Source organism: Comamonas sp. A23 (genome assembly GCF_004522605.1).
GTDB lineage: Bacteria > Pseudomonadota > Gammaproteobacteria > Burkholderiales > Burkholderiaceae_C > Comamonas > Comamonas thiooxydans.
In genome coordinates this window covers 579,724-602,339 of record NZ_RSDT01000002.1, presented here as the reverse complement: position 1 = coordinate 602,339, position 22,616 = coordinate 579,724, and the positions used below count along the sequence as shown (strand labels likewise).

The following is a 22,616-nucleotide window of genomic DNA, read 5'->3' as shown; positions in this document are numbered from 1 at the left end:
GGCCCCCGTTTGCATTTTGGAGGGCCCTGTCATGACCGAAACTTCAACCATCGCCGATCAGGCTTTCCCGCCGGAGCTTGTGATTGCGGATACCGTGCGCTGGCTGGAAAAGGCCGTGATAGGTCTCAACCTATGCCCTTTCGCCAAAGGCGTGCATGTCAAGGCTCAGATCCACTACGCCGTCAGCGATGCGACCGATGCGGAGGCTGTTGCCGAGGCTCTGCATCGCGAGCTTGAGGCCCTGGCCGAAGCCAACGCAGAAAAACGCGACACCACACTGCTGATACTGCCCCATGCCCTGCAGGATTTTCTGGACTTCAATGACTTTCTTGAAGTGGCGGATGCCATGATCGAGGAGCTGGATCTGGGCGGCATCTTGCAGGTGGCCTCGTTCCATCCTCAATTTCAGTTTGAGGGCACGGATGTGGACGACGTTACCAACTGCACCAATCGTGCTCCCTATCCCATATTGCACTTGCTGCGCGAAGACAGTATCGACAAGGCTGTGGAGGTGTTTCCGGAAGCCGAAACGATATACGAGCGCAATATGGAAACGCTGGAAAAGATCGGCATCGAAGGCTGGCTGGACCTGGATGTCGGGGCTCGCTGCCCCGTGACCGGCCATGGTCAGACGAAGGCAGAGAAGTGATGGGCAAGACCGATAAAAAGCAGAGCCTGCAAAAGCCCGCCAAAGCAGGGGCACTTGATATCGCCGAGCAACTGGGGCTCAAGCCCGGCCAGAGCCTTGAGTTGCTCAAGGCCCTGCATATCCTCACGCGCGAGGGAAAGCTCAATCAGGATTCGCGCCGCAAGCTCAAGCAGGTCTATCACCTCTATCAGTTCATCGAACCTTTGCTTGCCGAGCTGTCCAAGGATGGGCATGCCGTGACATTGGCTGACCATGGTGCGGGCAAGTCCTATCTGGGGTTCATTCTTTACGACCTGTATTTCAAGGCCTTGGCTCAGGGCCGGATTTTCGGTATCGAGACGCGTGCGCCTTTGGTCGAGGCATCTCAGAAGCTGGCGGCTGAACTTGGCTTCGAGCGCATGGAGTTTCTCAATATGTCGGTGGCCGAGTCCACGCGAGCAGACTTCATGCCTTCGCAGTTTGACGTGGTCACGGCCTTGCACGCCTGCGATACGGCGACTGATGATGCGATCGCCTTCGGGCTGGAAAAGCAGGCCAAGGCCATGGTGCTGGTGCCTTGCTGCCAGGCCGAGGTAGCTGCATGTCTGCGCCAGACCAAGGCCATGAGCCTGGCGCGCACTCCGCTGGCCGAGTTGTGGCGTCACCCGATCCACACTCGCGAGATGGGCAGTCAGATTACCAATGTGCTGCGCTGTCTGTATCTGGAGGCTTGCGGCTACCAGGTCACGGTCACCGAGCTGGTGGGCTGGGAGCACAGCATGAAAAACGAATTGATTGTGGCCCGTTATACGGGACAGAAAAAGCGCAGTGCGGCGCAACGCCTGCGTCAGCTGCTCGCCGAGTTTGGACTGGAAGGTCTGGCTGGCGTGCGCTATCCCCATTTGCAGCAAACCAGCGCGGTCTGAGCAGGCTTGAAGCATGAGCTCTGCCGGGCCCGCTGCTTGTGATGCTCAGTGACTCTCCATCAGGCGCTCCATCAGCTCCTGCGTTGACGCGTCCACTCCTTCCCAGTCATTGTGGTTCTGGCGGGCATGAAGCTGCTTTGCCAGCTTCTTGCCCAGTTCCACACCCCACTGGTCGAAGCTGTTGATGTCCCAGATGGCGCCAGAGACAAAAATGCGATGTTCATACAGCGCAATCAAGGCGCCCAGAGAGGCTGGATCCAGTCTTTCAAGCATCAAGAAACTGCTGGGGCGATTGCCGGGGCAGTCTTTTTCCAGACCTTCGCCGCAGCGCCCCACCATCAGCGCCTGGGCCTGGGCAATCGCGTTGACTACCAGGCTTTGATGGTGCTCGCCCAGGTATTTGCCCCCGTCGCGCAGGGCAATGAATTCGACCGGTATGACATCCTGCCCCTGGTGCAGCATCTGGAAAAAAGCATGCTGCCCATTGGTGCCGGGCTCGCCCCAGATCACCGGTGCCGTGGGAGCTGTGAGCCGAACGCCATTCTTGTTGATGCTTTTGCCATTGCTCTCCATCTCCAGTTGCTGCAGATAGGCCGTCAGGCGGCGCAGTCCATGGCTGTAAGGTGCAATGCAGCGGCTGGAAAACTGGCAGAAATTGCGATACCAGATGTCCAGTAGTCCCAGGCGCACCGGGAGATTGCTCTCCAGAGGGGCTGTGAAAAAGTGGGCGTCCATCGCGTGCGCGCCGCCCAGTAGCGCCCTGAATTGCGCCGAGCCTATGGCGATGGCGATAGGCAAGCCGATGGCGGACCACAGCGAAAAGCGTCCGCCTACCCAATCCCAGAAACCCAGCGTGCGCTGTATGCCGAACTCTGCAGCCGCCTGTGTATTGGTGGTGAGGGCCACGAAGTGTCGGTCGATCGAGCATGGGGCCTGCGGATCTTCGCTGCCGCCATGATCGAGAAACCACTGCCTGGCCGAGCGAGCATTCAGCATGGTCTCGGCCGTGGTGAAGGATTTCGAGGCAATTAGAAACAGCGTGCTTTCCGGTTTGACCCGGCGCAGCACATGTCCCAGCTCGTGGCCGTCCACATTGGAGACAAAGTGAAAGTTCTTGTCCTGGTCTATCCAGTCCTCAAGGGCATTGACCACGACTTCCGGACCCAGGTGCGAGCCGCCGATGCCGATATTGACGATATCGGTGATCTGTTGGCTGCCCCTGATCTGATCGGCCAGGGCGAGCATTCGATCCAGTGTGTCGTGAACCTCACGCAGCGCCGAATGCATGTCCTGGGGCCAGGACCGAAGCACGGGTGACTGGGCGAGCTGCCCGCCGTCTGCAGGAGTGCGCAGCAGCCAGTGCATCGCGCTGCGCTGCTCGCTGGTATTGATGGCTGCGCCGGCCAGCATGGCGTCGCGCTTGCTCGAGAGCTGGCTCTCGGTTGCAAGCTGCCTCAGCAAGGCCTCGGTCTCGCCAGTCCAGAGGTTCTTCGACAGATCGGCGAAGACATGCGGCGCCTGCATGCTCAGGGCGTCAAGACGTTGCGGGTCTTGTGCAAAAGCCTGGCGCAAATCCAGATGCTGGATCTGCGACCGGTAATGGGTTTGCAAAGCCTGCCAGGCAGGCAGCTCGTGACAAAGAGGCGTCAAAGGAAATTTCCGTCAATCTGCAGCCGCTTGCTGCATCAATGCTTCCAGCTTCAGGGTGTCCGCGGTGAAAGCGCGAATGCCCTCGGCCAGCTTTTCGGTGGCCATGGCATCTTCGTTCAGCGCAAAGCGAAACGAGGCCTGGTCATACAGAACGCGTTCCTGCGGCTGGGCTCTGGCCTTGTCCGGGTCCAGGGCGCGAGTCAAAGGCATGGCGTCGTCCTGCTGTGCGCGGAGCTGGGCCAGCAGCTCAGGTGCAATGGTAAGCAGATCGCAGCCCGCCAGAGCCAGAATCTGGCCGGTATTACGAAAGCTTGCACCCATGACCTCGGTGGAAACATCGAAGTGCTTGTAATAGTCGTAGATTTTCTGTACGGAGCGCACGCCCGGATCATTGGCGCCGGCCATGGTGGCCTCATCCCACTGCGCGCCGGCCTGCTTTTTGTACCAGTCGTAGATACGGCCCACAAAGGGCGATATCAGCTGGACCTTGGCCTGGCCGCAGGCAACGGCCTGGCAGAAGGAGAACAGCAGCGTCAGATTGGTGTGAATGCCGCGCTGCTCGAGAATGCGGGCCGCTTCAATCCCTTCCCAGGTGGCGGCGATCTTGATGAGCACACGCTCGGTGTGGATGCCTGCGGCCTGATACAGCTCGATCAGTCGCTCGGCGCGCGTGACCGTGGCCACGGTGTCGAAAGACAGGCGGGCATCGACTTCGGTGGAAACACGACCGGGTATGGTGTTCAGAATCTCGCAGCCGAAGCGCACCAGCGTCCGGTCCATGATTTCGTCCAGCCCCCGGTCTTTGAATTGCGCCACGGTGGCGCGCATCAGCGGTGCATATTCGGTCTTTTGAACCGCTTTGAGAATCAGGGATGGATTGGTGGTGGCATCTTGCGGTTGAAACTGCGCCAGTTGATGAAAATCACCGGTGTCCGCGACCACGGTCGTGAATTGCTTGAGCGCCTCCAACTGATTCATGTCCATCCTTTGCTGTGTTTCAAACTAACCAGCAAGTGTAGAGCGTGAATCCCTGATTGAGAATGAGCTTGCAGATACTCCGTTTGAGGATGCATCAAGGCAAACCCTGTTGAATATGCGCGCTCGCCTATTTATTTGCGGAAATATTCAAGTTTTGCTGCCATTTTGCGAGGCGTGAGGCGCTTCGGTCTTATGCTCGCCTTTTGCTGCACTCATTCATTGCCTCCACCTCATCTGCGCCAATATGCTTGATCGGATTACTGCCTCCCTTCCGTCCCTGGCGCCTGCAGAGCAGCGTGTTGCACGCCTGGTACTGGCCGATCCGCGGGCCTTCGCGCATCTGCCGGTGCGAGAGCTGGCAGTGCGGGCACATGTCAGCAAACCCACGGTGGTGCGCTTTTGCCGCAGCATGGGCTATGACGGCCTGGCGGACTTCAAGCTCAAGCTCGCGGGCAGCGTCAGCGAAGGCGTGCCCTTCATCCATCGCAGTGTGGACAGCGATGACAAGACCAGCGATGTCATGGTCAAGGTGGTGGACAACGCGGTTGCCGCTTTTCTGCAGTACCGCAATGCGGCGAGCACGGCGGCCATAGAGCAGGCTGCGCAGGCGATTGCAGCGACCTGGCAGACGGGCAAGCGCATCGAGTTTTACGGCGCCGGGAACTCGGGCATCGTGGCGCTGGATGCCCAGCACAAGTTTTTCCGCCTCGGTGTGACCAGTCTGGCCACCAGCGATGGCCATATGCAGGTCATGAGCGCGACCTTGCTGGGTCCGGGCGACTGCGTGGTCATCATCTCGAACTCCGGGCGCACGCGAGATCTGATGGATGCGGCGGATATCGCTCGCAAGAACGGGGCCACCACCATCGCCATCACGGCCAGCGGCTCGCCTCTTGCCTCCGCTTGCCAGGTGCATCTGGCTGCCGATCACCCCGAAGGCTACGACCGCTACAGTCCCATGGTCTCGCGGCTGCTGCACCTGCTCATCATCGACGTGCTGGCGACCTGCGTAGCACTGCGCATCGGGCCTGCGCTGCAGCCGGCGCTGGAGCAGATGAAGAACAATCTGCGCGCCAAACGCTATACCTGAAAGCCCGCAAAGACGCGGCCTGGGGCGGGCAGCAGCGAAGGCGCGAGTGCTCTTTTTTGCTCTTTTTATAGGAGCTTCTATCGCTTGATTGATAAAGATTTCAGATGTAAAACATATTGAAATCCTTTGTGAATAGACGGTAACAGCTATCAAAAAAGCCCATGCGGGCAAAACCTGCATGGGCTTTGTTGCGGGCGGGCGCTTGCCCGCCGTTGTCGTGCTTACTCCTGCACGATGGAGGAGGGGTGGTTGGCCAGGGGCTTTACCTTGATCTGCATATAGGGGAACAGCGGCAGGCCGCTGAGCAGGCTGTGCAGTTCGTCATTGCTCTGGACGTCGAAGATGCTGACGTTGGCGTATTCGCCCACCACGCGCCAGATATGGCGCCACTTGCCTTCGCGCTGCAGCTTTTGCGAGTATTCCTTCTCGTCCTGCTTGATCTGCGCGACCAGTGCGGGGTCCAGCGAGTGGGGGATCTGGACAATCATTTCTACCATGTACAGCATGGGGTTCTCCTAGGTGAGGAAGTGAACGGAAAAAGTACGCAGGCGCTCTGTTACAGATGAGGCCAGATCAGCATGGTGGTCGCGTAGATGACGCCGACCAGCATCATGGAAACCACGGTATAGCCCATGATGTCCTTGAGCTTGAGCTTGGACAGCGCCAGGGCCGGCAGGATCCAGAATGGCTGGACCAGGTCGTTCCAGCCATTGCCCAGCATCACCGACATGGCGGTCTGGGCCTGCGAGGCCCCCAGAGTCTTGGCCGCGTCAATCATGAACGGGCCCTGCAGCACCCAGTGGCCGCCGCCCGAGGGCGCGAAGAAGTTGATCACGAAGGAGCTGACCAGGCCCCACAGCGGCAGCGTGTGCTCGCTGGCGATGCTCACGAAGATGTGGGCGATGGACTCCACCAGGCCAGAGCCATGCATGATGGCCATGATGCCCGCGTAGAAGGGGAACTGCAGGATGATGCCGCCGATGGTCTTGACGCCCTCATTGACCTTTTCCACATAGAGCATGGGCGTCTTGAGGAGCAGCACGCCCAGGAACAGGATGAAGAAGTTGATCATGTTCAGGTCGAGGTTGCCGCCCTTGACGAAATGCAGCACCACATAGGCCATGCCGCACAGGCCGATCAGCAGATTGAGCACGCGGCTGTTGTTCAGGCGGTAGGCCAGGGTCTTCTGGTCGCCCAGCAGGTCGTGACCCGCTGCGCTCTTGCCTTCTTCGGCGGCCACGGCGGGGTCCAGCTCCACGATCTTCTCGCCGGCCTTGGGGTGCATGGCGGCATTCAGCAGCGGCAGGGCAATGAGCACGGCCAGACTGGTCAGCAGCATGGGGGCGGAGAAGATGGTCTGCGTCAGAGGGATCAGGCCCATGCTGCTCTCGAAGGTGTGGCCCTTGGTCGAGATCAGCACCGGAATCGTGGCCGAGAAGCCCAGGCTGTACATGGTGAAGCCGGTATAGGCCGAGGCGATGATCAGCGGATAGTGAACGCCCTTGACCTTGAGCGCCAGCTTGCGCGCCATGATGCCGCCGATCACCAGGCCGAAGCCCCAGTTCAGGTAGCTGCCCACGCAGCCCACGATGGTGGCCACGATGATGGCCTGGCGTGGTGTGTGCACGTGGCTGGCGATGCGGTCCAGGAAACGGTTGACCAGGGGCGCGGCCGCCAGCACATAGCCCATGACCAGGATCACGGCCATCTGGGTGGTGAAGGCCAGCAGGCTCCAGAAGCCCTTGCCCCAGTCCTCGACCACGAGGTTGACGGGCCGGCTTTCCACGGCAAAGGCCAGGACCATGGTCAACAGGGTCAGCAAGATGGCAAAGACGAAGGGGTCGGGCAGATACTTGCGCATCAGCTCGGTGAAGAAGGCGGTGATTTTCGACATGGGTGCCGGTCTCCGGGGTTGGAATGATTTATGGGGAGAAGAAGGCGCCTGCGCCGCGGGGGCGCAGGGCTGGAACGTGGCTTTGCGGAAGTGGCTGGCAGGGCTCGCGTCAGAGACGCCGAGCCAGGGCCGTCCCGCAGCGTGGGCGTCGTCCCCTCCCGCGCATCGAGAGAGGGCGCCGTGCATGCAGGCAAGCCGCAGCGCGGCTCAGGAGGCGTTCATACGGACGCCACGCCGACGGTCATCCCGCCGCAGACATAGAGCACCTGTCCGGTCACAAAGCCACTGCGCTCGTCGAGCATGTAGGACACGGCATGGGCCACATCCTCGGGAGTGCCCACCCGCTTGACGGGGACGGACTGGATGATCTTCTGCGTGCGCGGTGCATCGGGCGGGTTGGCCTTGTCGAACAGCTCGGTGCGGATGGGGCCGGGGCCTATGGCGTTGGCCGTGATGCCCCACTGTCCCAGCTCCAGCGCCCAGACGCGCGTCATGCCGATCAGGCCAGCCTTGGTGGCAGCGTAGGCGGTGCGCAAGTCCTTGCCCAGCGCGGCGCGCGAGGACATGTTGACGATGCGCCCGAAGCCCGCCTCCTTCATGCCGGGCAGCAGAGCCTGCATGCACTGGAAGGCGCAGCGCAGGTTCAGCGAGACGGCCAGGTCGAACTCGGCCAAGGTCTGGGACGCGGCGTCATTGGGCACGACCACGCCAACGTTGTTGACCAGGCGTGTGATGGGGCCGCCTTCCAGAGCCTGACGCAGGGCGCGCGCCGTGTCCTCGGTATTGCTGAGGTCGGCCTGGATGCCGCCGGGCACATGGTCGACCACACGGTCGATGATGATGGGTTCGTAGCCGTCGGCGCGGCAGCGCTGTGCAGCGGCGGCGCCGATGCCGGCTCCGCCGCCGGTGATCAGTACACGGGGGCGGAGCGGAAGGGAAGCGTTCTGGGAGGACATGGCAATACTTTCGGACGGAATGCGAGGAAAGGGCTGGGCTGGCGGACTTGCGCTAGGCCGCCGCAGGCAGGTGGCTGGCGCCGGCCACATAGGCTTTGCGCCAGCGGGTGATGGACACGCGCTCGAACAGGCCGGCAGCGAAGAAGGGGTCGGACTCTATGAAGGACTGGGCTGCTTCGCGCGTGTCCAGTTCCACCACGTACAGGCCGCCACCGAGGTCGCTGCCGTCGTCGGCCAGCTTGGCGCCGCAGGCCAGCAGCAGGTGCTTGTGGGTGTCCAGAAAGCCCAGGTGCGCGGGGCGATGGGCCTGGCGCACGGCCTGGTGACCGGGCTTGTCGAAGGTTTCGATGATGAAGGGCATAAAGGCTCCGGTGTTGGGCTCAGACCGTGGCGACGGGCGTGACCGGCGAGGCGATGGCGCCCGGCAGGTTCAGCGGCGGTGCCGTGAGCAGGAAGCGGTGGCGGCCGCGCTCGCGCAGCCAGTGCGCCAGCGGCGTCAGGTGCCACAATTCGCCCAGGTGTACGCCCAGCTTGAACAGGCAATGCTCGTGCAGCGGCAGGGCCGCGCAGCAGGCAGCGCCGGGGCGCGCGGGGAAGGCCTCGACCGCGTAGTTGTCGGTGGCGATGACGGCGATCTGGCTGTCGGTGATCCACTGCAGCAGGCGCGCATCGCGCCCGTCGAGCACGGCGCAGGCGTGTTCCAGCACCTCGGGGTCGGGGTTTTTGTGCATGTCCAGCACCCGCTGGGCAAAGCCTGTGTGCAGGCACAGCATGTCGCCGGGCTCGATCTGCACGCCGTCGGCGGCGATGGCCTGCATCAGCTGCTCGTAGCCGACCACGGTGCGGGCGTCGCCGAAGTGGGCGCGCAGGTCCACCATCACCCCGCGGCCCTGCACCCCGTTGCGGGCCATGCCTTCAATGCCCAGGGCCTTGGCACAGCTGGTGCTGGCGTTGTCGTCCAGGTGCGCGGGAATGCCGGTGCCGCTCAGTTCGGCGGGGCCCACGATGTCGATACCCGCAGCAAAGCCGTTGTAGTACAGCGGCTCGGGCAGACCGTCGCCGTTGGCATCGAACAGGGCGCCCACATGGGCCAGGCCGTCCCACTGCGTGGAGTACTGCAGCGACAGGATGACCATATCGTCCGAGAGCACATCGGTGCGGCCTGGCTCCAGCTCCTGCAGCAGGCAGTTGAAATTGACGCGGCCCTTGCGCTGCAGCGGACGCAGCACCGGGGGCTTGCGGTTGGGATTGAGGGCGCTGCCGCCCGGGTAGTCCAGCGGCAGGCTCAGCGCAAAGCGCTGGCCGGTCTGCACTTCGGCCGCGCCTTGGCGGACTTTTTCGGGGGTCAGCAGGTTCAGGCGGCCGAGCTGGTCGTCTTCACCGAAATCGCCCCAGGTCGAGCCTTCGGGGCGGTGTCTCCAGCGGCGGGAGAGTGTGGGCATGGCGGTCTCCGTGTCACAGGCCGTGGCGGCCGCTGCCACAGAAGGGCAGCCGGTCGTCGCGGCGTCGGTCAGTGCTGGCGTGCAAAGCCGGCCAGGGCTTGTTCGAAGGCCTCGGGCGCCTCCAGATTGGACAGGTGCGAGGCCTGCAGCTCGACCAGCTGCGAGCCGGCGATGGCGGCCTGCATGGCCTGGGCATCGGCCACCGTGGTCACGGGGTCATGCGCGCCGGCCACCAGCAGCGTGGGCGTGGCGATGGCGGCAATCGCTGCGCGCAGGTCCTCGCGGGCCAGTGCTTCACAGCAGCTGGCATAGCCTTCGGGGGCGATGCTGGCGATCCAGGCCTGGGCGCGTTGCACCACGGCCGGCTGGGCAGCTACAAAACCGGGCGTGAACCAGCGGCCCGGCGACGATTCGGCCAAGGCCTGCATGCCGGCTGCGCCGTTGGCGCGCACCTGGGCGGCACGCTCCAGCCAGGCCGACTCCACGCCGATTCTGGCGGCGCTGTTGGCCACGGTGAGACTGCGCAGGCGCTGGCCGGCATTGACACCCAGCCACAGGCCGGTCAGGCCGCCCATGGAGATGCCGCAGAAATGCGCCTGCTGTACCTGCAGCGCGTCGAGGATGGCCAGCACATCGCGGCCCAACTGGTCAAAGCTGTAGGGGCCGTCGTTGCAGACGCTGGCGCCATGGCCGCGCGTGTCGTAGCGAAGCACGCGAAATTCGCTGCGCAGGGCAGCTACCTGTGCATCCCACATCTCCAGCGTGGTGCCCAGGGAGTTGGACAGCACCAGCACGGGGGCGTCGGCAGGGCCTTGCAGATCAATGCGGAAATCACCGCTGGCAGTGGAGAGCAGGGAGGTGGTCATACAGACTCGCAGACGATGAGTGAAGTAGAGCGCGTAGCAGCGCATGAAACTGGCGTGGATCAAGCTAGGGACAGCGAGCAAGGGCCGTCCCGCAGCGAGGCTGTCGTCCCCCTCCCGAAGGAGAGGGGGAAGCCGCGCAGCGGCTCAGGGGGTGTGTCTGATCTCAAACGCTGGCGCCGGAGTCCTTGACGACCTTGCCCCACTTCTTGGCTTCGGCATCGATGAACTTGGCAAAGCCGTCCTGGGTGTCGATCACGACTTCGCCGCCCTGGTCGTTGATCTTCTTGATCACGGCGGGATCCTTGAGCACCTTGGCAATGGCGGCATGCAGCTTTTGCTGGATGTCGGCCGGTGTCTTGACTGGTACGAAGAGACCGAACCAGGAAGTGGCTTCATAGCCGGGCACGCCGGCTTCGGCCACGGTGGGCACATCGGGCAGTTCGGGCGAGCGCTTGGCCGTGGTCACGGCGATGGGGCGCAGCTTGCCCGAGCGCACATGCTGGATGGCCGAGGGCATGTTGTCGAACATGATGGCGATCTGGTTGCCCAGCAGATCGGTGATGGCCGGCGCGCTGCCCTTGTAGGGCACATGCACCATGTCCAGATGGGTCATGGACTTGAACAGCTCGCCAGACAGGTGGATGGAGCTGCCCGAGCCCGAGGAGCCGAAATTCAGCTTGCCGGGATTGGCCTTGGCGTAGGCCATCATTTCCTTGACCGTCTTGAAGGGCTGGCTGGGGTGGGCCACCAGCAGATTGGGCACATTGGCGACGCGGGTCAGCGGAGCGAAGTCCTTGACCGGGTCGAAGGGCATCTTTTTGTACAGGGCTTCGTTGATGGCGTGCGTGCCCACCGTTCCCATGAACAGGGTGTAGCCGTCACCGGCTGCGCGGGCCGCGGCCTGGCCGCCGATATTGCCGCCCGCGCCGGGGCGGTTGTCGATGATGATGCTCTGGCCCAGTTCGGTGCTCAGGGCCTGGCCCACCACGCGCGCCAGGATGTCGGTCGTACCGCCGGCCGAGAAGGGCACGATCATGGTGATGGGCTTGCTGGGATAGGGCGTCTGGGCCATGGAGGGAGCAGCGCCCAGAGCGAACAGGGCGCTTGCTGCCAGGGTCTGCAGGCTGCGGCGGCGAGACAGGGAAAGGGAATTGGACATCTAGGTCTCCGGAAAAAGGCAAGACACCGCCGGCCAAAGGCCGGGGCGCGGGCTGCCGCGGTGGCACACCTGCGAGAGAAGGTGCACGCCAGCGGTCGTTGTTTGGGTGTAAGAGGCAGGGGGCGGCAGCAGGCCGGACTTGGCCGGTCCCTGCCGCAGTCGGGATCAGACGCGTTCGAGCACCACGGCGATGCCCTGGCCCACGCCGATGCACATGGTGCACAGCGCATAGCGGCCGCCGAAGGCATGCAGCTGGTTCACGGCCGTGGTGGCCAGGCGGGCGCCCGATGCGCCCAGGGGATGGCCCAGGGCGATGGCGCCGCCCCACTGGTTGACGCGGCGGTCGTCGTCGGCAATGCCCAGGTCGCGCAGCACGGCCAGGCCTTGTGCGGCAAAGGCTTCGTTGAGCTCGATGACATCCATCTGCTCAAGAGTCAGTCCTGTCTGGGCCAGCACCTTGCGCACGGCGGGAGCGGGGCCGAAGCCCATGATGCGCGGCGCGACGCCGGCCACGGCCATGCCGACCACACGGGCGCGCGGCACCAGGCCGTACTGTTTTGCCGCTTCCTCGTTGGCCAGCAGCAGGGCGCAGGCACCGTCGTTGACGCCGCTGGCGTTGCCGGCCGTGACCGTGCCGTCAGGGCGTACCACGCCCTTGAGCCTGGCCAAGGCCTCGATGGTGGTGGCGCGAGGGTGCTCATCCTGGCTCACGACGATGGGATCGCCCTTTTTCTGGGCGATGGAGACGGGCACGATCTCGCGCGCCAGATGGCCGGCAGCAATCGCAGCCGCGGCCTTTTCCTGGCTGGCCAGGGCCATGCGGTCCTGGGCTTCGCGTTCGATTCCGAAATCGTCGGCCACGTTTTCGGCGGTCTCGGGCATGGAGTCCACGCCGTACTGTGCTTTCATCAGCTTGTTGACAAAGCGCCAGCCAATGGTGGTGTCGTAGACGGCATTGTTGCGGCTGAAGGCGGACTCGGCCTTGGGCATGACGAAGGGGGCGCGGCTCATGCTCTCCACGCCGCCGGCGATCATCAGGCGGGCTTCGCCGGACTTGATGGCACGCGCGGCCGTGCCGACAGCGTCCAGACCCGAGCCGCACAGGCGGTTGATGGTGGCTCCGGGCACGTCGATGGGCAGGCCGGCCAGCAGCGCCGACATGCGGGCCACGTTGCGGTTGTCCTCGCCAGCCTGGTTGGCGCAGCCATAGAGCACATCGGCCACGGCGGTCCAGTCCACGTCGGGGTTGCGCTGCATCAGCGCCTTGATGGGCAGTGCGCCCAGATCATCGGTGCGCACGCTGGACAGCGCGCCGCCGTAGCGACCGAAGGGGGTGCGGATGGCGTCGCAGATAAAGGCTTGGTTTTGGTTGCTCATGACATGTCTCCGTTATAAAAATTGAGCTTGGGGTCTAGGTCGGATTGGCTTGAGGGCCGTTCAGGCCGCGATGGGAAGGCCCACGATGCGTTCGAGTTCGGCGTGCTCCAGGCCTTCGACCTTGTCGATCAGGCGCAGCCCCTCGGGTGTGCAGGCCAGGGTGCACAGATCGGTGTAGATGCGTTTGACGCAGCCCAGGCCGGTGAGCGGGTAGCTGCACTGGGCCACGACCTTGCTCTCGCCCTTTTTGGTGAGCAGATCCATCATCACCCAGGTCTGCTTGGCGCCAATGGCCAGGTCCATGGCTCCACCCACGGCGGGAATGGCACCGGGCTCGCCCGTGCTCCAGTTGGCCAGGTCGCCCGTGGCTGAAACCTGGAAGGCTCCGAGTACGCAGATGTCCAGGTGACCGCCGCGCATCATGGCGAAGCTGTCGGCGTGGTGGAAATAGCTGCCGCCGGGCAGCAGGGTCACGGGTTGCTTGCCGGCATTGGTCAGGTCGTAATCTTCGGAGCCGGCCGCCGGTGCCGGGCCCATGCCCAGAATGCCGTTCTCGCTTTGCAGCACGATCTCGCGTCCTGCGGGGATGTGGTTGGCCACCAGGGTGGGCTGGCCTATGCCCAGATTCACATAGGCACCGTCATGAATGTCCTGGGCCACGCGCAGGGCCAGTTCGTCCTTGCTTCGTTTTTGATAGCTCACGCTTGTATCTCCTTGCTGGACCTTGGCGGGCTCAGGCCGCCTTCTTGAAGCCGCCGGCCTGGGTGGCCACGCGCTCGATCTTCACCACCTGGCTCACATAGATGCCCGGGGTGACCACTGTTTCGGGGTCAAGCTGGCCGAGTTCCACGATCTCATGCACGGTGGCCACGGTGAACCTGGCGGCCGAAGCCATCACGGGGCCGAAGTTGCGCGCCGACATGCGGTAGGTCAGATTGCCCCAGCGGTCGCCTTTTTCGGCCTTGATCAAGGCCACATCGCCATGGATGGGGTACTCCAGCACATAGTGCTTGCCGTTGATCTCGCGCGTTTCCTTGCCTTTTGCGAGTTCGGTGCCGTAGGCCGTGGGGCAGAAGAAAGCGCCTATGCCTGCGGCGGCAGCGCGCATGCGCTCGGCCAGATTGCCCTGGGCCACCAGTTCGAGCTCGATCTTGCCGCTGCGGTACAGCTCGTCGAAGACCCAGCTGTCCACCTGGCGCGGGAAGCTGCAGATGATCTTGCGCACCTGGCCGGTCTTGAGCAGGGCGGCCAGGCCGGTGTCGCCATTGCCGGCATTGTTGTTGACCACGGTGAGCTCGCGTGCACCCTGGGCGATCAGGCCGTCGATCAGCTCGCCGGGGATGCCCGAGGTGCCGAAGCCGCCGATGAGCACGGTGGAGCCGTCTTGAATGCCGGACAGGGCCTGAGCGACCGAGTCGGCGATCTTGTTGATCATGGGTGTCTCCAATTTTTCTACACAAAGATCTGTGCCATTGGCGCTAAAATGTTCGTATATAGAACATTTGTTCGCTAAAAGAATTGTAGAAAAGGATGATGAAAATGGAGACTGTAAAAACCACATCAGGGAAAACCCAGGTCGAGGGCGAAGCGGTCTCGCTCAAGCCCGGTGACAGCTATGTGCAGTCCTTTGCCAGGGGGCTGGAAGTCATACGTTCGTTCAGCGCCAGGGCGCCCGAGCAGACGCTCAGCGAGGTGGCTGCCGCCACGGGTCTGACGCGTGCCGGTGCAAGGCGCATCCTGCTGACGCTGCAGACGCTGGGCTATGTGCGCAGCGATGGCAAGTACTACGCACTTACGCCGCGCATCCTGGATCTGGGCTTTGCCTATCTGAGCTCCACGCCGCTGTGGAATCTGGCCGAGCCTGCGATGGAGGCGCTGGTGGACGAGGTCAAGGAGTCATGCTCGGCCGCGGTGCTCGAGGGCCTGGACGTGGTCTATGTTCTGCGCGTGCACACGCACAAGATCATGAGTACCAATCTGGGCGTGGGCTCGCGACTGCCTGCCTTCTGGACATCCATGGGCCGGGTGCTGCTGGCGGCTCTGCCCCCCGATGAGCTGCGGGCGCTGATGGCCCGGCGCGAGCAGCGCGCCTTCACGCGCCACACGCTGACCGGCGACGACGAGCTGCATGCCGAGATTGCCCGCGTGCGCGAGCAGGGCTGGGCCCTGCTCAACCAGGAGCTGGAGGAGGGCCTGATCTCGATTGCCGCCCCCATACGCAATGCGCGCGGCCAGACCGTGGCGGCGCTCAACATCAGTGGTCAGGCCAACCGCACCAGCGAGCAGATGATGCGCGAGCGGTTGCTGCCGCAGTTGCTGGCCGCTACGCGCCACATCAGTCAGTTGCTGAGTGCTTCGGGTCGCATGCATCTGTGATGTCTGGCGCCTGAGGACGCGTCGGCCCTGGCGCGACGCTTCATAATGACCGAAACGCCTTCTCTGTCGCCCCTGCTCAAGTCCGCTCCATGGCCCGCCTTCCCCGTCTCACGCTGGCAAACATGCCGCACCACATCATCCAGCGTGGCAACAACAGCGGCGAGATCTTTGTGGACGCGCAGGATCGCCTGGTCATGCTGGATCTGATGCGCGAGATGGCGCGGCGCTTCGAGGTCGATGTGCATGCCTATGTGCTCATGCCCAATCACTTCCATCTGCTGCTGACGCCCAGAACGGAGCAGGGCGTGCCCCAGTTCATGCAGGCCGTGGGGCGCAGCTATGTGCGCTACTTCAACAACCGCCACGGACGCACCGGTACGCTGTGGGAGGGGCGCTATCGCTGCACCGTGCTGCAGGCCGAGCAATGGCTGATGGCCACCATGGTCTCCATGGATCTCAACCCCGTGCGCGACGGGCTGGTGCAGCGCGCGGTGGACTGGCCCTGGTCCAGCTATGCGCACAACGCAGGCCTGCAAAGCGATGCGCTCATCAGCCCGCATGCGCTTTTCTGGGCTCTGGGCAACACGCCGTTTGCCAGAGATGCCGCTTATGTCAGAGCCGTGGAGGCCGGTCTGGATGCCGATACCCAGGCGCAGATCAGCCATGCCGCACTGCGTGGCTGGGCTTTGGGCGAGCCCGATTTCATTGAAAATTTGCAACAGAAAACCGAGCGACGCGTGAAGCGGCAGAAGGCCGGCAGGCCTGCAGCACGCACAGCTTCGGTGCACGAAGACTAGGCGGTTCTTCCAACCCTTTGTTTTTATTGGATTGCTTCACTCTATTTTTATATGTCCCTAATTAAATGCAAATAAAAAAAGTTGGGAATTAATTGGAATCTGACCCTAATTAAAACTTATTGCATAACTTCATGTCCTGTCGTAATCTTGCGTTCCCCGCGATTGATATAAGAGGATTCCCCATGACGACTGCTGCCGAGATCAAGTATCTCCAGGACCACGGTCTGTACTCCAAGAGCAACGAACACGATGCCTGCGGTCTGGGCTTTGTGGCCCATATCAAGGGCCAGAAGCGCCATGACATCGTGCTAGGGGCACTGAAGATCCTCGAGAACATCGACCATCGCGGTGCAGTGGGTGCGGACCCTCTGATGGGGGACGGCGCCGGTATCCTGATCCAGATCCCCGATCAGCTCTACCGCGAAGAAATGGCCAAGCAGGGCGTGGCACTGCCCCCCGCCGGCGAATATGGCGTGGGCATGATCTTCCTGCCCAAGGAACATGCCTCGCGCCTGGCCTGCCAGCAGGAGATGGAGCGCGCCATCAAGGCCGAAGGCCAGGTGCTGCTGGGCTGGCGCGATGTGCCGGTGAACCGCGACATGCCCATGTCGCCCACCGTGCAGGAAAAGGAGCCCATCCTGCGCCAGGTCTTCATCGGCCGTGGCGCCGACGTCATCGTGCAGGACGCGCTGGAGCGCAAGCTGTACGTGATCCGCAAGACGGCCTCGGCCGCCATCCAGAACCTGGGCCTCAAGCACAGCAAGGAATACTACGTTCCCAGCATGAGCAGCCGCACCGTGGTCTACAAGGGCTTGCTGCTGGCCGATCAGGTGGGCGTGTACTACCGTGACCTGGCAGACGAGCGCTGCGTCTCGGCCATCGGTCTGGTGCACCAGCGTTTCTCCACCAATACTTTCCCCGAGTGGCCCCTGGCTCACCCCTACCGCTATGTGGCCCACAACGGTGAAATCAACACCGTGCGCGGCAACTACAACTGGATGCTGGCGCGCGAAGGCGTGATGGCCTCTCCCGTGCTGGGCGAAGACCTGCAAAAGCTCTATCCCATCAGCTTTGCCGGCCAGTCCGACACCGCCACCTTCGACAACTGCCTGGAACTGCTGACCATGGCCGGCTATCCCATCAGCCAGGCCGTGATGATGATGATTCCCGAGCCCTGGGAGCAGCACGAAGCCATGGACGAGCGCCGCCGCGCCTTCTATGAATACCACGCTGCGATGATCGAGCCCTGGGACGGCCCCGCCTCCATCGTGTTCACCGATGGCCGCCAGATCGGTGCCACGCTGGACCGCAACGGTCTGCGTCCCTCGCGCTACTGCATCACCGATGACGATATGGTGATCCTGGCTTCCGAAGCCGGCGTGCTGCCCGTGCCCGATAGCAAGATCGTGCGCAAGTGGCGCCTGCAGCCCGGCAAGATGCTGCTGATCGACCTGGAGCAGGGTCGCATGATCGAAGACGAAGAGCTCAAGGCCAACGTCGTCAACACCAAGCCCTACAAGCAGTGGATCGAGAACCTGCGCATCAAGCTCGACGAGGTGGAAATCCCCGCCGACTTCAAGGTACCCGCAGCCAAGACCGAGCTGTCCCTACTGGACCGCCAGCAAGCCTTCGGCTTCACGCAGGAAGACATCAAGTTCCTGCTGACCCCGATGGCCGAAAAGGGCGAGGAAGGCATTGGCTCCATGGGCAACGACAGCCCGCTGGCCGTGCTGTCCGACAAGAACAAGCCGCTGTACAACTACTTCCGTCAGATGTTCGCCCAGGTGACGAACCCCCCCATCGACCCGATCCGCGAAGCGATCGTGATGTCGCTGGTGTCGTTCGTGGGCCCCAAGCCCAACCTGCTGGACATCAACCAGGTCAACCCGCCCATGCGCCTGGAGCTGCAGCAGCCCGTGCTCGACTTCGAAGGCATGGCCAGGCTGCGTGATATCGAGAAGCGCACCAACGGCAAGTTCAAGAGCTCGACGATCGACATCACCTACCCGCTGTCCTGGGGCAAGCAGGGTGTGGAAGCCAAGCTGGCCTCGCTGTGCGCCCACGCCGTGGACGAGATCAAGGGCGGTGCCAACATCCTGATCATCAGCGACCGCAACATGAGCGCCACGCAAGTGGCCATCCCTGCGCTGCTGGCTCTGTCCGCCATCCACCAGCATCTGGTGCGTGAAGGCCTGCGCACCACCGCCGGTCTGGTGGTGGAAACCGGCACGGCCCGCGAAGTGCACCACTTCGCCGTGCTGGCCGGCTACGGTGCGGAAGCCGTGCATCCCTATCTGGCGATGGAGACCCTGGTCGACATCTTCAGCCGCGAAGCTGCGCCCATCACTGCCGACAAGGCCATCTATCACTATGTGAAGGCCATCGGCAAGGGCCTGTCCAAGATCATGTCCAAGATGGGCGTGTCCACCTATATGTCCTACTGCGGCGCCCAGCTGTTCGAAGCCGTGGGCCTGAACAGCGAGACCGTGGACAAGTACTTCACGGGCACGGCCAGCCGTGTGGAAGGCATCGGCGTCTTCGAGATCGCCGAGGAAACCATCCGCAACCACGAAGCTGCCTTCAGCGACGACCCCGTGCTCGAAACCATGCTGGATGCCGGCGGCGAGTACGCCTGGCGCGCCCGTGGCGAAGAGCATATGTGGACGCCTGACGTGATCGCCAAGCTGCAGCACTCCACACGTGCCAACAACTTCAGCACCTACAAGGAATACGCCCAGCTGATCAACGACCAGACCAAGCGCCACATGACGCTGCGCGGCCTGTTCGAGTTCAAGTTCGATCCCGCCAAGGCGATTCCCGTGGACCAGGTCGAGTCGGCCAAGGAAATCGTGAAGCGCTTTGCCACGGGTGCCATGTCCCTGGGCTCCATCTCCACCGAAGCCCATGCCACGCTGGCCGTGGCCATGAACCGCATCGGCGGCAAGAGCAACACCGGCGAAGGCGGCGAAGATCCCAAGCGCTATCGCAACGAGCTCAAGGGCATCCCCATCAGCAAGGGCGAAACCCTGGCCTCCATCATCGGCAAGGACAAGGTCGAGTCCGATATCGAACTGCAGGCCGGCGACTCGCTGCGCTCCAAGATCAAGCAGGTCGCGTCCGGTCGTTTCGGCGTGACTGCCGAATATCTGGCCTCTTCGGACCAGATCCAGATCAAGATGGCTCAGGGCGCCAAGCCCGGTGAAGGCGGTCAGCTGCCCGGCGGCAAGGTCTCCGACTACATCGGCGCACTGCGTCACTCGGTGCCCGGTGTGGGCCTGATCTCGCCTCCTCCACACCATGACATCTACTCGATCGAAGACCTGGCGCAGCTGATCCACGATCTGAAGAACGTGGCTCCGCACGCCAGCATCAGCACCAAGCTGGTGTCCGAAGTCGGTGTGGGCACGATTGCCGCAGGCGTGACCAAGTGCAAGAGCGATCACCTGGTGATCGCAGGGCACGACGGCGGCACCGGCGCCTCGCCCTGGTCCTCCATCAAGCATGCGGGCGGCCCCTGGGAAATCGGCCTGGCCGAGACCCAGCAGACCCTGGTGCTGAACCGTCTGCGCGGCCGTGTGCGTGTGCAGGCCGACGGCCAGATGAAGACCGGCCGCGACGTGGTCATCGGTGCTCTGCTGGGTGCCGACGAGTTCGGCTTCGCCACGGCTCCGCTGGTGGTGGAAGGCTGCATCATGATGCGCAAGTGCCACCTCAACACCTGCCCCGTGGGCGTGGCCACGCAAGATCCCGTGCTGCGTGCCAAGTTCACCGGCAAACCCGAGCATGTGGTGAACTATTTCTTCTTCATCGCCGAAGAAGTGCGCCAGATCATGGCCCAGCTGGGTATCGCCAAGTTCGACGACCTGATCGGCCGTTCCGACCTGCTCGACACCCGCAAGGGCATAGCGCACTGGAAGGCTCAGGGCCTGGACTTCAGCCGTCTGTTCGCCCAGCCCGAAGTGCCTGCCGACGTGGCCCGCTATCACGTGGAAAGCCAGGATCACCTGCTGGACAAGGCGCTGGACGTCAAGCTCATCGAGCGCTGCAAGCCCGCCATCGACAACGGCGAGAAGGTGCGCATCATGGAAGTGGCGCGCAACGTCAACCGCTCCGTCGGTGCCATGCTCTCTGGCGCGGTGACCAAGCATCACGCCGAAGGCCTGCCAGACGACACCATCCGCATCCACTTCGAAGGTACGGGCGGCCAGTCCTTCGGTGCCTTCCTGTGCAACGGCATCACGCTGAACCTCAGCGGCGAAGCCAACGACTACACCGGCAAGGGCCTGTCCGGCGGCCGTGTGGTGGTGCATCCCAGCCATGAGTTCCGTGGCTCCACCACCACCAACACCATCGTGGGCAACACCGTGATGTTCGGCGCCACCAGCGGTGAGGCCTTCTTCAGCGGCGTGGCCGGCGAGCGCTTTGCCGTGCGTCTGTCCGGCGCCACGGCCGTGGTCGAAGGCGTGGGTGACCACGGCTGCGAATACATGACCGGCGGTACCGTGGTCGTGCTGGGCAAGACCGGCCGCAACTTCGCGGCCGGCATGAGCGGCGGCGTAGCCTATGTCTACGACGAGGACGGCAAGTTTGCCGAGCGTTGCAACACCGCTTCGGTGAAGCTGGAGAAGGTGCTGCCGCACGACGAGTTTGTCTCGCGTGTCGATCCCGGCATCTGGCACCGCGGCCAGAGCGACGATCAGCAACTGCGCAATATGGTGGAGGCTCACAGCCGCTGGACGGGTTCCAAGCGTGCCCGTGATCTGCTGGACAACTGGGCCGCAGCGCGTGCCAAGTTTGTCAAGGTGTTCCCGACCGAGTACCAGCGTGCACTCGGCGAGATCTTTGAACGCAAACAGAAGGAAAAGCAAGCTGCGAAAGCGCCAGCAGCTCCTCAGAAAGAAGCAGTAGCCGCCAAGTAAACACGGCTCCAAGCGGTGGCGGCCAGGCGGCCACCGCACTGCAAGCGAACACAGATTTCAAGGATTAAAGATCATGGGAAAGACCACCGGCTTCATGGAATACGAGCGCATCGAAGAGGGCTATGCCCCCGTTGCGGAACGTCTCAAGCACTACAAGGAATTCGTCATCGGCCTGACCACCGATCAGGCCAAGGTGCAGGCTGCACGCTGCATGGACTGCGGCACGCCGTTCTGTAACAACGGCTGCCCGGTCAACAACATCATTCCGGACTTCAACGACCTCGTGTACCAGGGTGACTGGAAGAACGCCATCACCACGCTGCACAGCACCAACAACTTCCCCGAGTTCACGGGCCGCATCTGCCCCGCACCCTGCGAAGCTGCCTGCGTGGCCAATATCAATGGCGACGCCATCGGCATCAAGTCCATCGAACACTCCATCATCGACCGTGCCTGGAGCGAAGGCTGGGTCAAGCCCCTGCTGCCCAAGCACAAGACCGGCAAGAAGGTGGCCGTGGTCGGTGCCGGCCCTGCAGGCATGGCGGCAGCCCAGCAACTGGTGCGCGCCGGCCACGACGTGACCCTGTTCGAGAAGAACGACCGCGTGGGCGGCCTGCTGCGCTACGGCATCCCCGACTTCAAGCTGGACAAGGGCCTGATCGATCGCCGTGTCGAGCAGATGGTGGCCGAAGGCCTGAAGATCCGCACCGGCGTGCTGATTGCCGGCAAGGACGGCTTGGGCAAGGACTCCAAGGTCACCAACTGGGCCAAGGAAACCATCAGCCCCGAGCAGCTCAACGCCGAGTTCGATGCCGTGCTGCTGACTGGCGGCTCCGAGCAGTCGCGTGATCTGCCCGTGCCCGGCCGAGATCTGGAAGGCGTGCACTTCGCGATGGAGTTCCTGCCCCAGCAGAACAAGGTCAACGCGGGCGACAAGCTCAAGGGCCAGATCCGTGCCGACGGCAAGCATGTCATCGTCATCGGCGGTGGCGACACCGGCTCCGACTGCGTGGGCACCTCCAACCGCCACGGCGCCAAGAGCGTGACCCAGTTCGAGGTCATGCCCATGCCGCCCGAGCAGGAGAACAAGCCCCTGGTCTGGCCTTACTGGCCGATCAAGCTGCGTACCTCGTCCAGCCACGACGAAGGCGTGGTGCGCGAGTTCGCCATCTCCACCAAGGAATTCGGCGGCGAAAAGGGCAAGGTCAAGAGCCTGACCACCGTGCAGGTCGAGTTCAAGGATGGCAAGCTGAGCGAAGTGCCCGGCACGGAAAAGGTCTGGCCTGCGGATCTGGTGCTGCTGGCCATGGGCTTTGTGAACCCCGTCGCCACCGTGCTCGAAGCCTTTGGCGTCGACAAGGATGCGCGCGGCAACGCCAAGGCCAGCACCGATTTCATCGGCGGCTATGCCACCAGCGTGTCCAAGGTGTTCGCTGCCGGCGACATCCGCCGTGGCCAGTCGCTGGTCGTGTGGGCCATTCGTGAAGGCCGCCAGGCCGCACGTGCCGTGGACGAGTTCCTGATGGGCGCCAGCGAACTGCCTCGCTGATCATTCACG

The 22,616-nt window shown here is 63.1% G+C and carries 19 protein-coding genes; 7 read left to right on the top strand and 12 right to left on the bottom strand.

Translation table 11 applies throughout. The annotated features are described in order from the left end of the window. The first annotated feature begins 31 nt into the window (after window positions 1-31). Both EIC84_RS07220 and EIC84_RS07215 read left to right on the top strand, forming a co-directional pair. Window positions 32-649 (top strand): DUF1415 domain-containing protein, encoded by a 618-nt coding sequence (locus EIC84_RS07220; protein ID WP_003062011.1) that lies wholly within the window; start codon window positions 32-34, stop codon window positions 647-649. After that, on the top strand, window positions 649-1,554 hold the full coding sequence (locus EIC84_RS07215) for an SAM-dependent methyltransferase (RefSeq protein WP_003062013.1): 906 nt from the start codon (window positions 649-651) through the stop codon (window positions 1,552-1,554). The genes EIC84_RS07220 and EIC84_RS07215 overlap by 1 nt, the downstream gene beginning before the upstream one ends. 45 nt (window positions 1,555-1,599) lie before the next feature. On the opposite strand, the gene pgi is transcribed toward EIC84_RS07215, so the two are convergent. Together pgi and tal are read right to left on the bottom strand one after the other, a co-directional pair. Then, complete coding sequence (gene pgi, locus EIC84_RS07210) at window positions 1,600-3,204, bottom strand: glucose-6-phosphate isomerase (RefSeq protein ID WP_003062016.1); 1,605 nt, start codon at window positions 3,202-3,204, stop codon at window positions 1,600-1,602. A 12-nt stretch (window positions 3,205-3,216) separates the two neighbouring features. Beyond that, window positions 3,217-4,182, bottom strand: a complete 966-nt coding sequence (gene tal / locus EIC84_RS07205; protein ID WP_003062018.1) for a transaldolase — start codon at window positions 4,180-4,182, stop codon at window positions 3,217-3,219. Between the two features lie 244 nt (window positions 4,183-4,426). Here tal and EIC84_RS07200 point away from each other — a divergent pair, with 244 nt between their 5' ends. Next, entirely contained in the window at window positions 4,427-5,272 is an 846-nt protein-coding gene (locus tag EIC84_RS07200) for an SIS domain-containing protein (protein WP_003058703.1), read from the top strand. A 221-nt stretch (window positions 5,273-5,493) separates the two neighbouring features. Here EIC84_RS07200 and catC read toward each other — a convergent pair whose 3' ends face one another. From catC to EIC84_RS07150, 10 genes are all read right to left on the bottom strand, one after another. Beyond that, complete coding sequence (gene catC / locus EIC84_RS07195; RefSeq protein WP_003062020.1) at window positions 5,494-5,778, bottom strand: muconolactone Delta-isomerase; 285 nt, start codon at window positions 5,776-5,778, stop codon at window positions 5,494-5,496. 50 nt (window positions 5,779-5,828) lie between these two features. Continuing rightward, entirely contained in the window at window positions 5,829-7,166 is a 1,338-nt protein-coding gene (locus tag EIC84_RS07190) for a short-chain fatty acid transporter (RefSeq protein WP_003062023.1), read from the bottom strand. A 218-nt stretch (window positions 7,167-7,384) separates the two neighbouring features. Continuing rightward, window positions 7,385-8,122 (bottom strand): SDR family oxidoreductase, encoded by a 738-nt coding sequence (locus tag EIC84_RS07185; protein WP_003062025.1) that lies wholly within the window; start codon window positions 8,120-8,122, stop codon window positions 7,385-7,387. Window positions 8,123-8,174: 52 nt separating this feature from the next. Further along, on the bottom strand, window positions 8,175-8,483 hold the full coding sequence (locus tag EIC84_RS07180) for a YciI family protein (protein ID WP_003062026.1): 309 nt from the start codon (window positions 8,481-8,483) through the stop codon (window positions 8,175-8,177). A gap of 19 nt (window positions 8,484-8,502) precedes the next feature. Beyond that, window positions 8,503-9,564, bottom strand: coding sequence for a cyclase family protein (locus EIC84_RS07175; protein ID WP_003062029.1), 1,062 nt, complete (start codon window positions 9,562-9,564; stop codon window positions 8,503-8,505). A gap of 68 nt (window positions 9,565-9,632) precedes the next feature. Further along, on the bottom strand, window positions 9,633-10,430 hold the full coding sequence (pcaD, locus tag EIC84_RS07170) for a 3-oxoadipate enol-lactonase (RefSeq protein ID WP_003062032.1): 798 nt from the start codon (window positions 10,428-10,430) through the stop codon (window positions 9,633-9,635). Window positions 10,431-10,593: 163 nt separating this feature from the next. Then, window positions 10,594-11,589: a tripartite tricarboxylate transporter substrate binding protein gene (locus EIC84_RS07165; protein ID WP_003062036.1), complete on the bottom strand. Its 996-nt coding sequence runs from the start codon at window positions 11,587-11,589 to the stop codon at window positions 10,594-10,596. A 165-nt stretch (window positions 11,590-11,754) separates the two neighbouring features. Beyond that, window positions 11,755-12,966: a 3-oxoadipyl-CoA thiolase gene (pcaF, locus tag EIC84_RS07160; RefSeq protein ID WP_003062039.1), complete on the bottom strand. Its 1,212-nt coding sequence runs from the start codon at window positions 12,964-12,966 to the stop codon at window positions 11,755-11,757. A gap of 60 nt (window positions 12,967-13,026) precedes the next feature. Further along, the gene (locus EIC84_RS07155) at window positions 13,027-13,668 is read right to left on the bottom strand and encodes a 3-oxoacid CoA-transferase subunit B (protein WP_003058693.1); all 642 of its coding nucleotides are present in this window, start codon (window positions 13,666-13,668) and stop codon (window positions 13,027-13,029) included. A gap of 31 nt (window positions 13,669-13,699) precedes the next feature. After that, complete coding sequence (locus EIC84_RS07150) at window positions 13,700-14,401, bottom strand: 3-oxoacid CoA-transferase subunit A (RefSeq protein ID WP_003062042.1); 702 nt, start codon at window positions 14,399-14,401, stop codon at window positions 13,700-13,702. Window positions 14,402-14,505: 104 nt separating this feature from the next. Here EIC84_RS07150 and EIC84_RS07145 point away from each other — a divergent pair, with 104 nt between their 5' ends. The 4 genes from EIC84_RS07145 (at window position 14,506) to EIC84_RS07130 (ending at window position 22,607) form a co-directional block, all read left to right on the top strand. Beyond that, on the top strand, window positions 14,506-15,342 hold the full coding sequence (locus EIC84_RS07145) for an IclR family transcriptional regulator (RefSeq protein WP_034361331.1): 837 nt from the start codon (window positions 14,506-14,508) through the stop codon (window positions 15,340-15,342). An 89-nt stretch (window positions 15,343-15,431) separates the two neighbouring features. Further along, window positions 15,432-16,139, top strand: coding sequence for a transposase (locus EIC84_RS07140; RefSeq protein ID WP_003062049.1), 708 nt, complete (start codon window positions 15,432-15,434; stop codon window positions 16,137-16,139). Between the two features lie 182 nt (window positions 16,140-16,321). Then, window positions 16,322-21,058, top strand: coding sequence for a glutamate synthase-related protein (locus EIC84_RS07135; protein WP_003062051.1), 4,737 nt, complete (start codon window positions 16,322-16,324; stop codon window positions 21,056-21,058). A gap of 73 nt (window positions 21,059-21,131) precedes the next feature. Further along, entirely contained in the window at window positions 21,132-22,607 is a 1,476-nt protein-coding gene (locus EIC84_RS07130) for a glutamate synthase subunit beta (RefSeq protein ID WP_003062054.1), read from the top strand. The last annotated feature ends 9 nt before the right edge of the window (window positions 22,608-22,616 follow it).

Bases quoted from the DNA above. Each gene is read 5' to 3' on its own strand.
- EIC84_RS07130 (WP_003062054.1), top strand. From the start codon at position 21,132: ATGGGAAAGACCACCGGCTTCATGGAATACGAGCGCATCGAAGAGGGC.
- EIC84_RS07175 (WP_003062029.1), bottom strand. From the start codon at position 9,564: ATGCCCACACTCTCCCGCCGCTGGAGACACCGCCCCGAAGGCTCGACC.
- tal (WP_003062018.1), bottom strand. From the start codon at position 4,182: ATGAATCAGTTGGAGGCGCTCAAGCAATTCACGACCGTGGTCGCGGAC.
- EIC84_RS07190 (WP_003062023.1), bottom strand. From the start codon at position 7,166: ATGTCGAAAATCACCGCCTTCTTCACCGAGCTGATGCGCAAGTATCTG.
- EIC84_RS07185 (WP_003062025.1), bottom strand. From the start codon at position 8,122: ATGTCCTCCCAGAACGCTTCCCTTCCGCTCCGCCCCCGTGTACTGATC.
- EIC84_RS07140 (WP_003062049.1), top strand. From the start codon at position 15,432: ATGGCCCGCCTTCCCCGTCTCACGCTGGCAAACATGCCGCACCACATC.
- catC (WP_003062020.1), bottom strand. From the start codon at position 5,778: ATGCTGTACATGGTAGAAATGATTGTCCAGATCCCCCACTCGCTGGAC.
- EIC84_RS07180 (WP_003062026.1), bottom strand. From the start codon at position 8,483: ATGCCCTTCATCATCGAAACCTTCGACAAGCCCGGTCACCAGGCCGTG.
- EIC84_RS07215 (WP_003062013.1), top strand. From the start codon at position 649: ATGGGCAAGACCGATAAAAAGCAGAGCCTGCAAAAGCCCGCCAAAGCA.
- EIC84_RS07145 (WP_034361331.1), top strand. From the start codon at position 14,506: ATGGAGACTGTAAAAACCACATCAGGGAAAACCCAGGTCGAGGGCGAA.
- EIC84_RS07200 (WP_003058703.1), top strand. From the start codon at position 4,427: ATGCTTGATCGGATTACTGCCTCCCTTCCGTCCCTGGCGCCTGCAGAG.
- pcaD (WP_003062032.1), bottom strand. From the start codon at position 10,430: ATGACCACCTCCCTGCTCTCCACTGCCAGCGGTGATTTCCGCATTGAT.
- pcaF (WP_003062039.1), bottom strand. From the start codon at position 12,966: ATGAGCAACCAAAACCAAGCCTTTATCTGCGACGCCATCCGCACCCCC.
- EIC84_RS07220 (WP_003062011.1), top strand. From the start codon at position 32: ATGACCGAAACTTCAACCATCGCCGATCAGGCTTTCCCGCCGGAGCTT.
- EIC84_RS07165 (WP_003062036.1), bottom strand. From the start codon at position 11,589: ATGTCCAATTCCCTTTCCCTGTCTCGCCGCCGCAGCCTGCAGACCCTG.
- EIC84_RS07135 (WP_003062051.1), top strand. From the start codon at position 16,322: ATGACGACTGCTGCCGAGATCAAGTATCTCCAGGACCACGGTCTGTAC.
- EIC84_RS07150 (WP_003062042.1), bottom strand. From the start codon at position 14,401: ATGATCAACAAGATCGCCGACTCGGTCGCTCAGGCCCTGTCCGGCATT.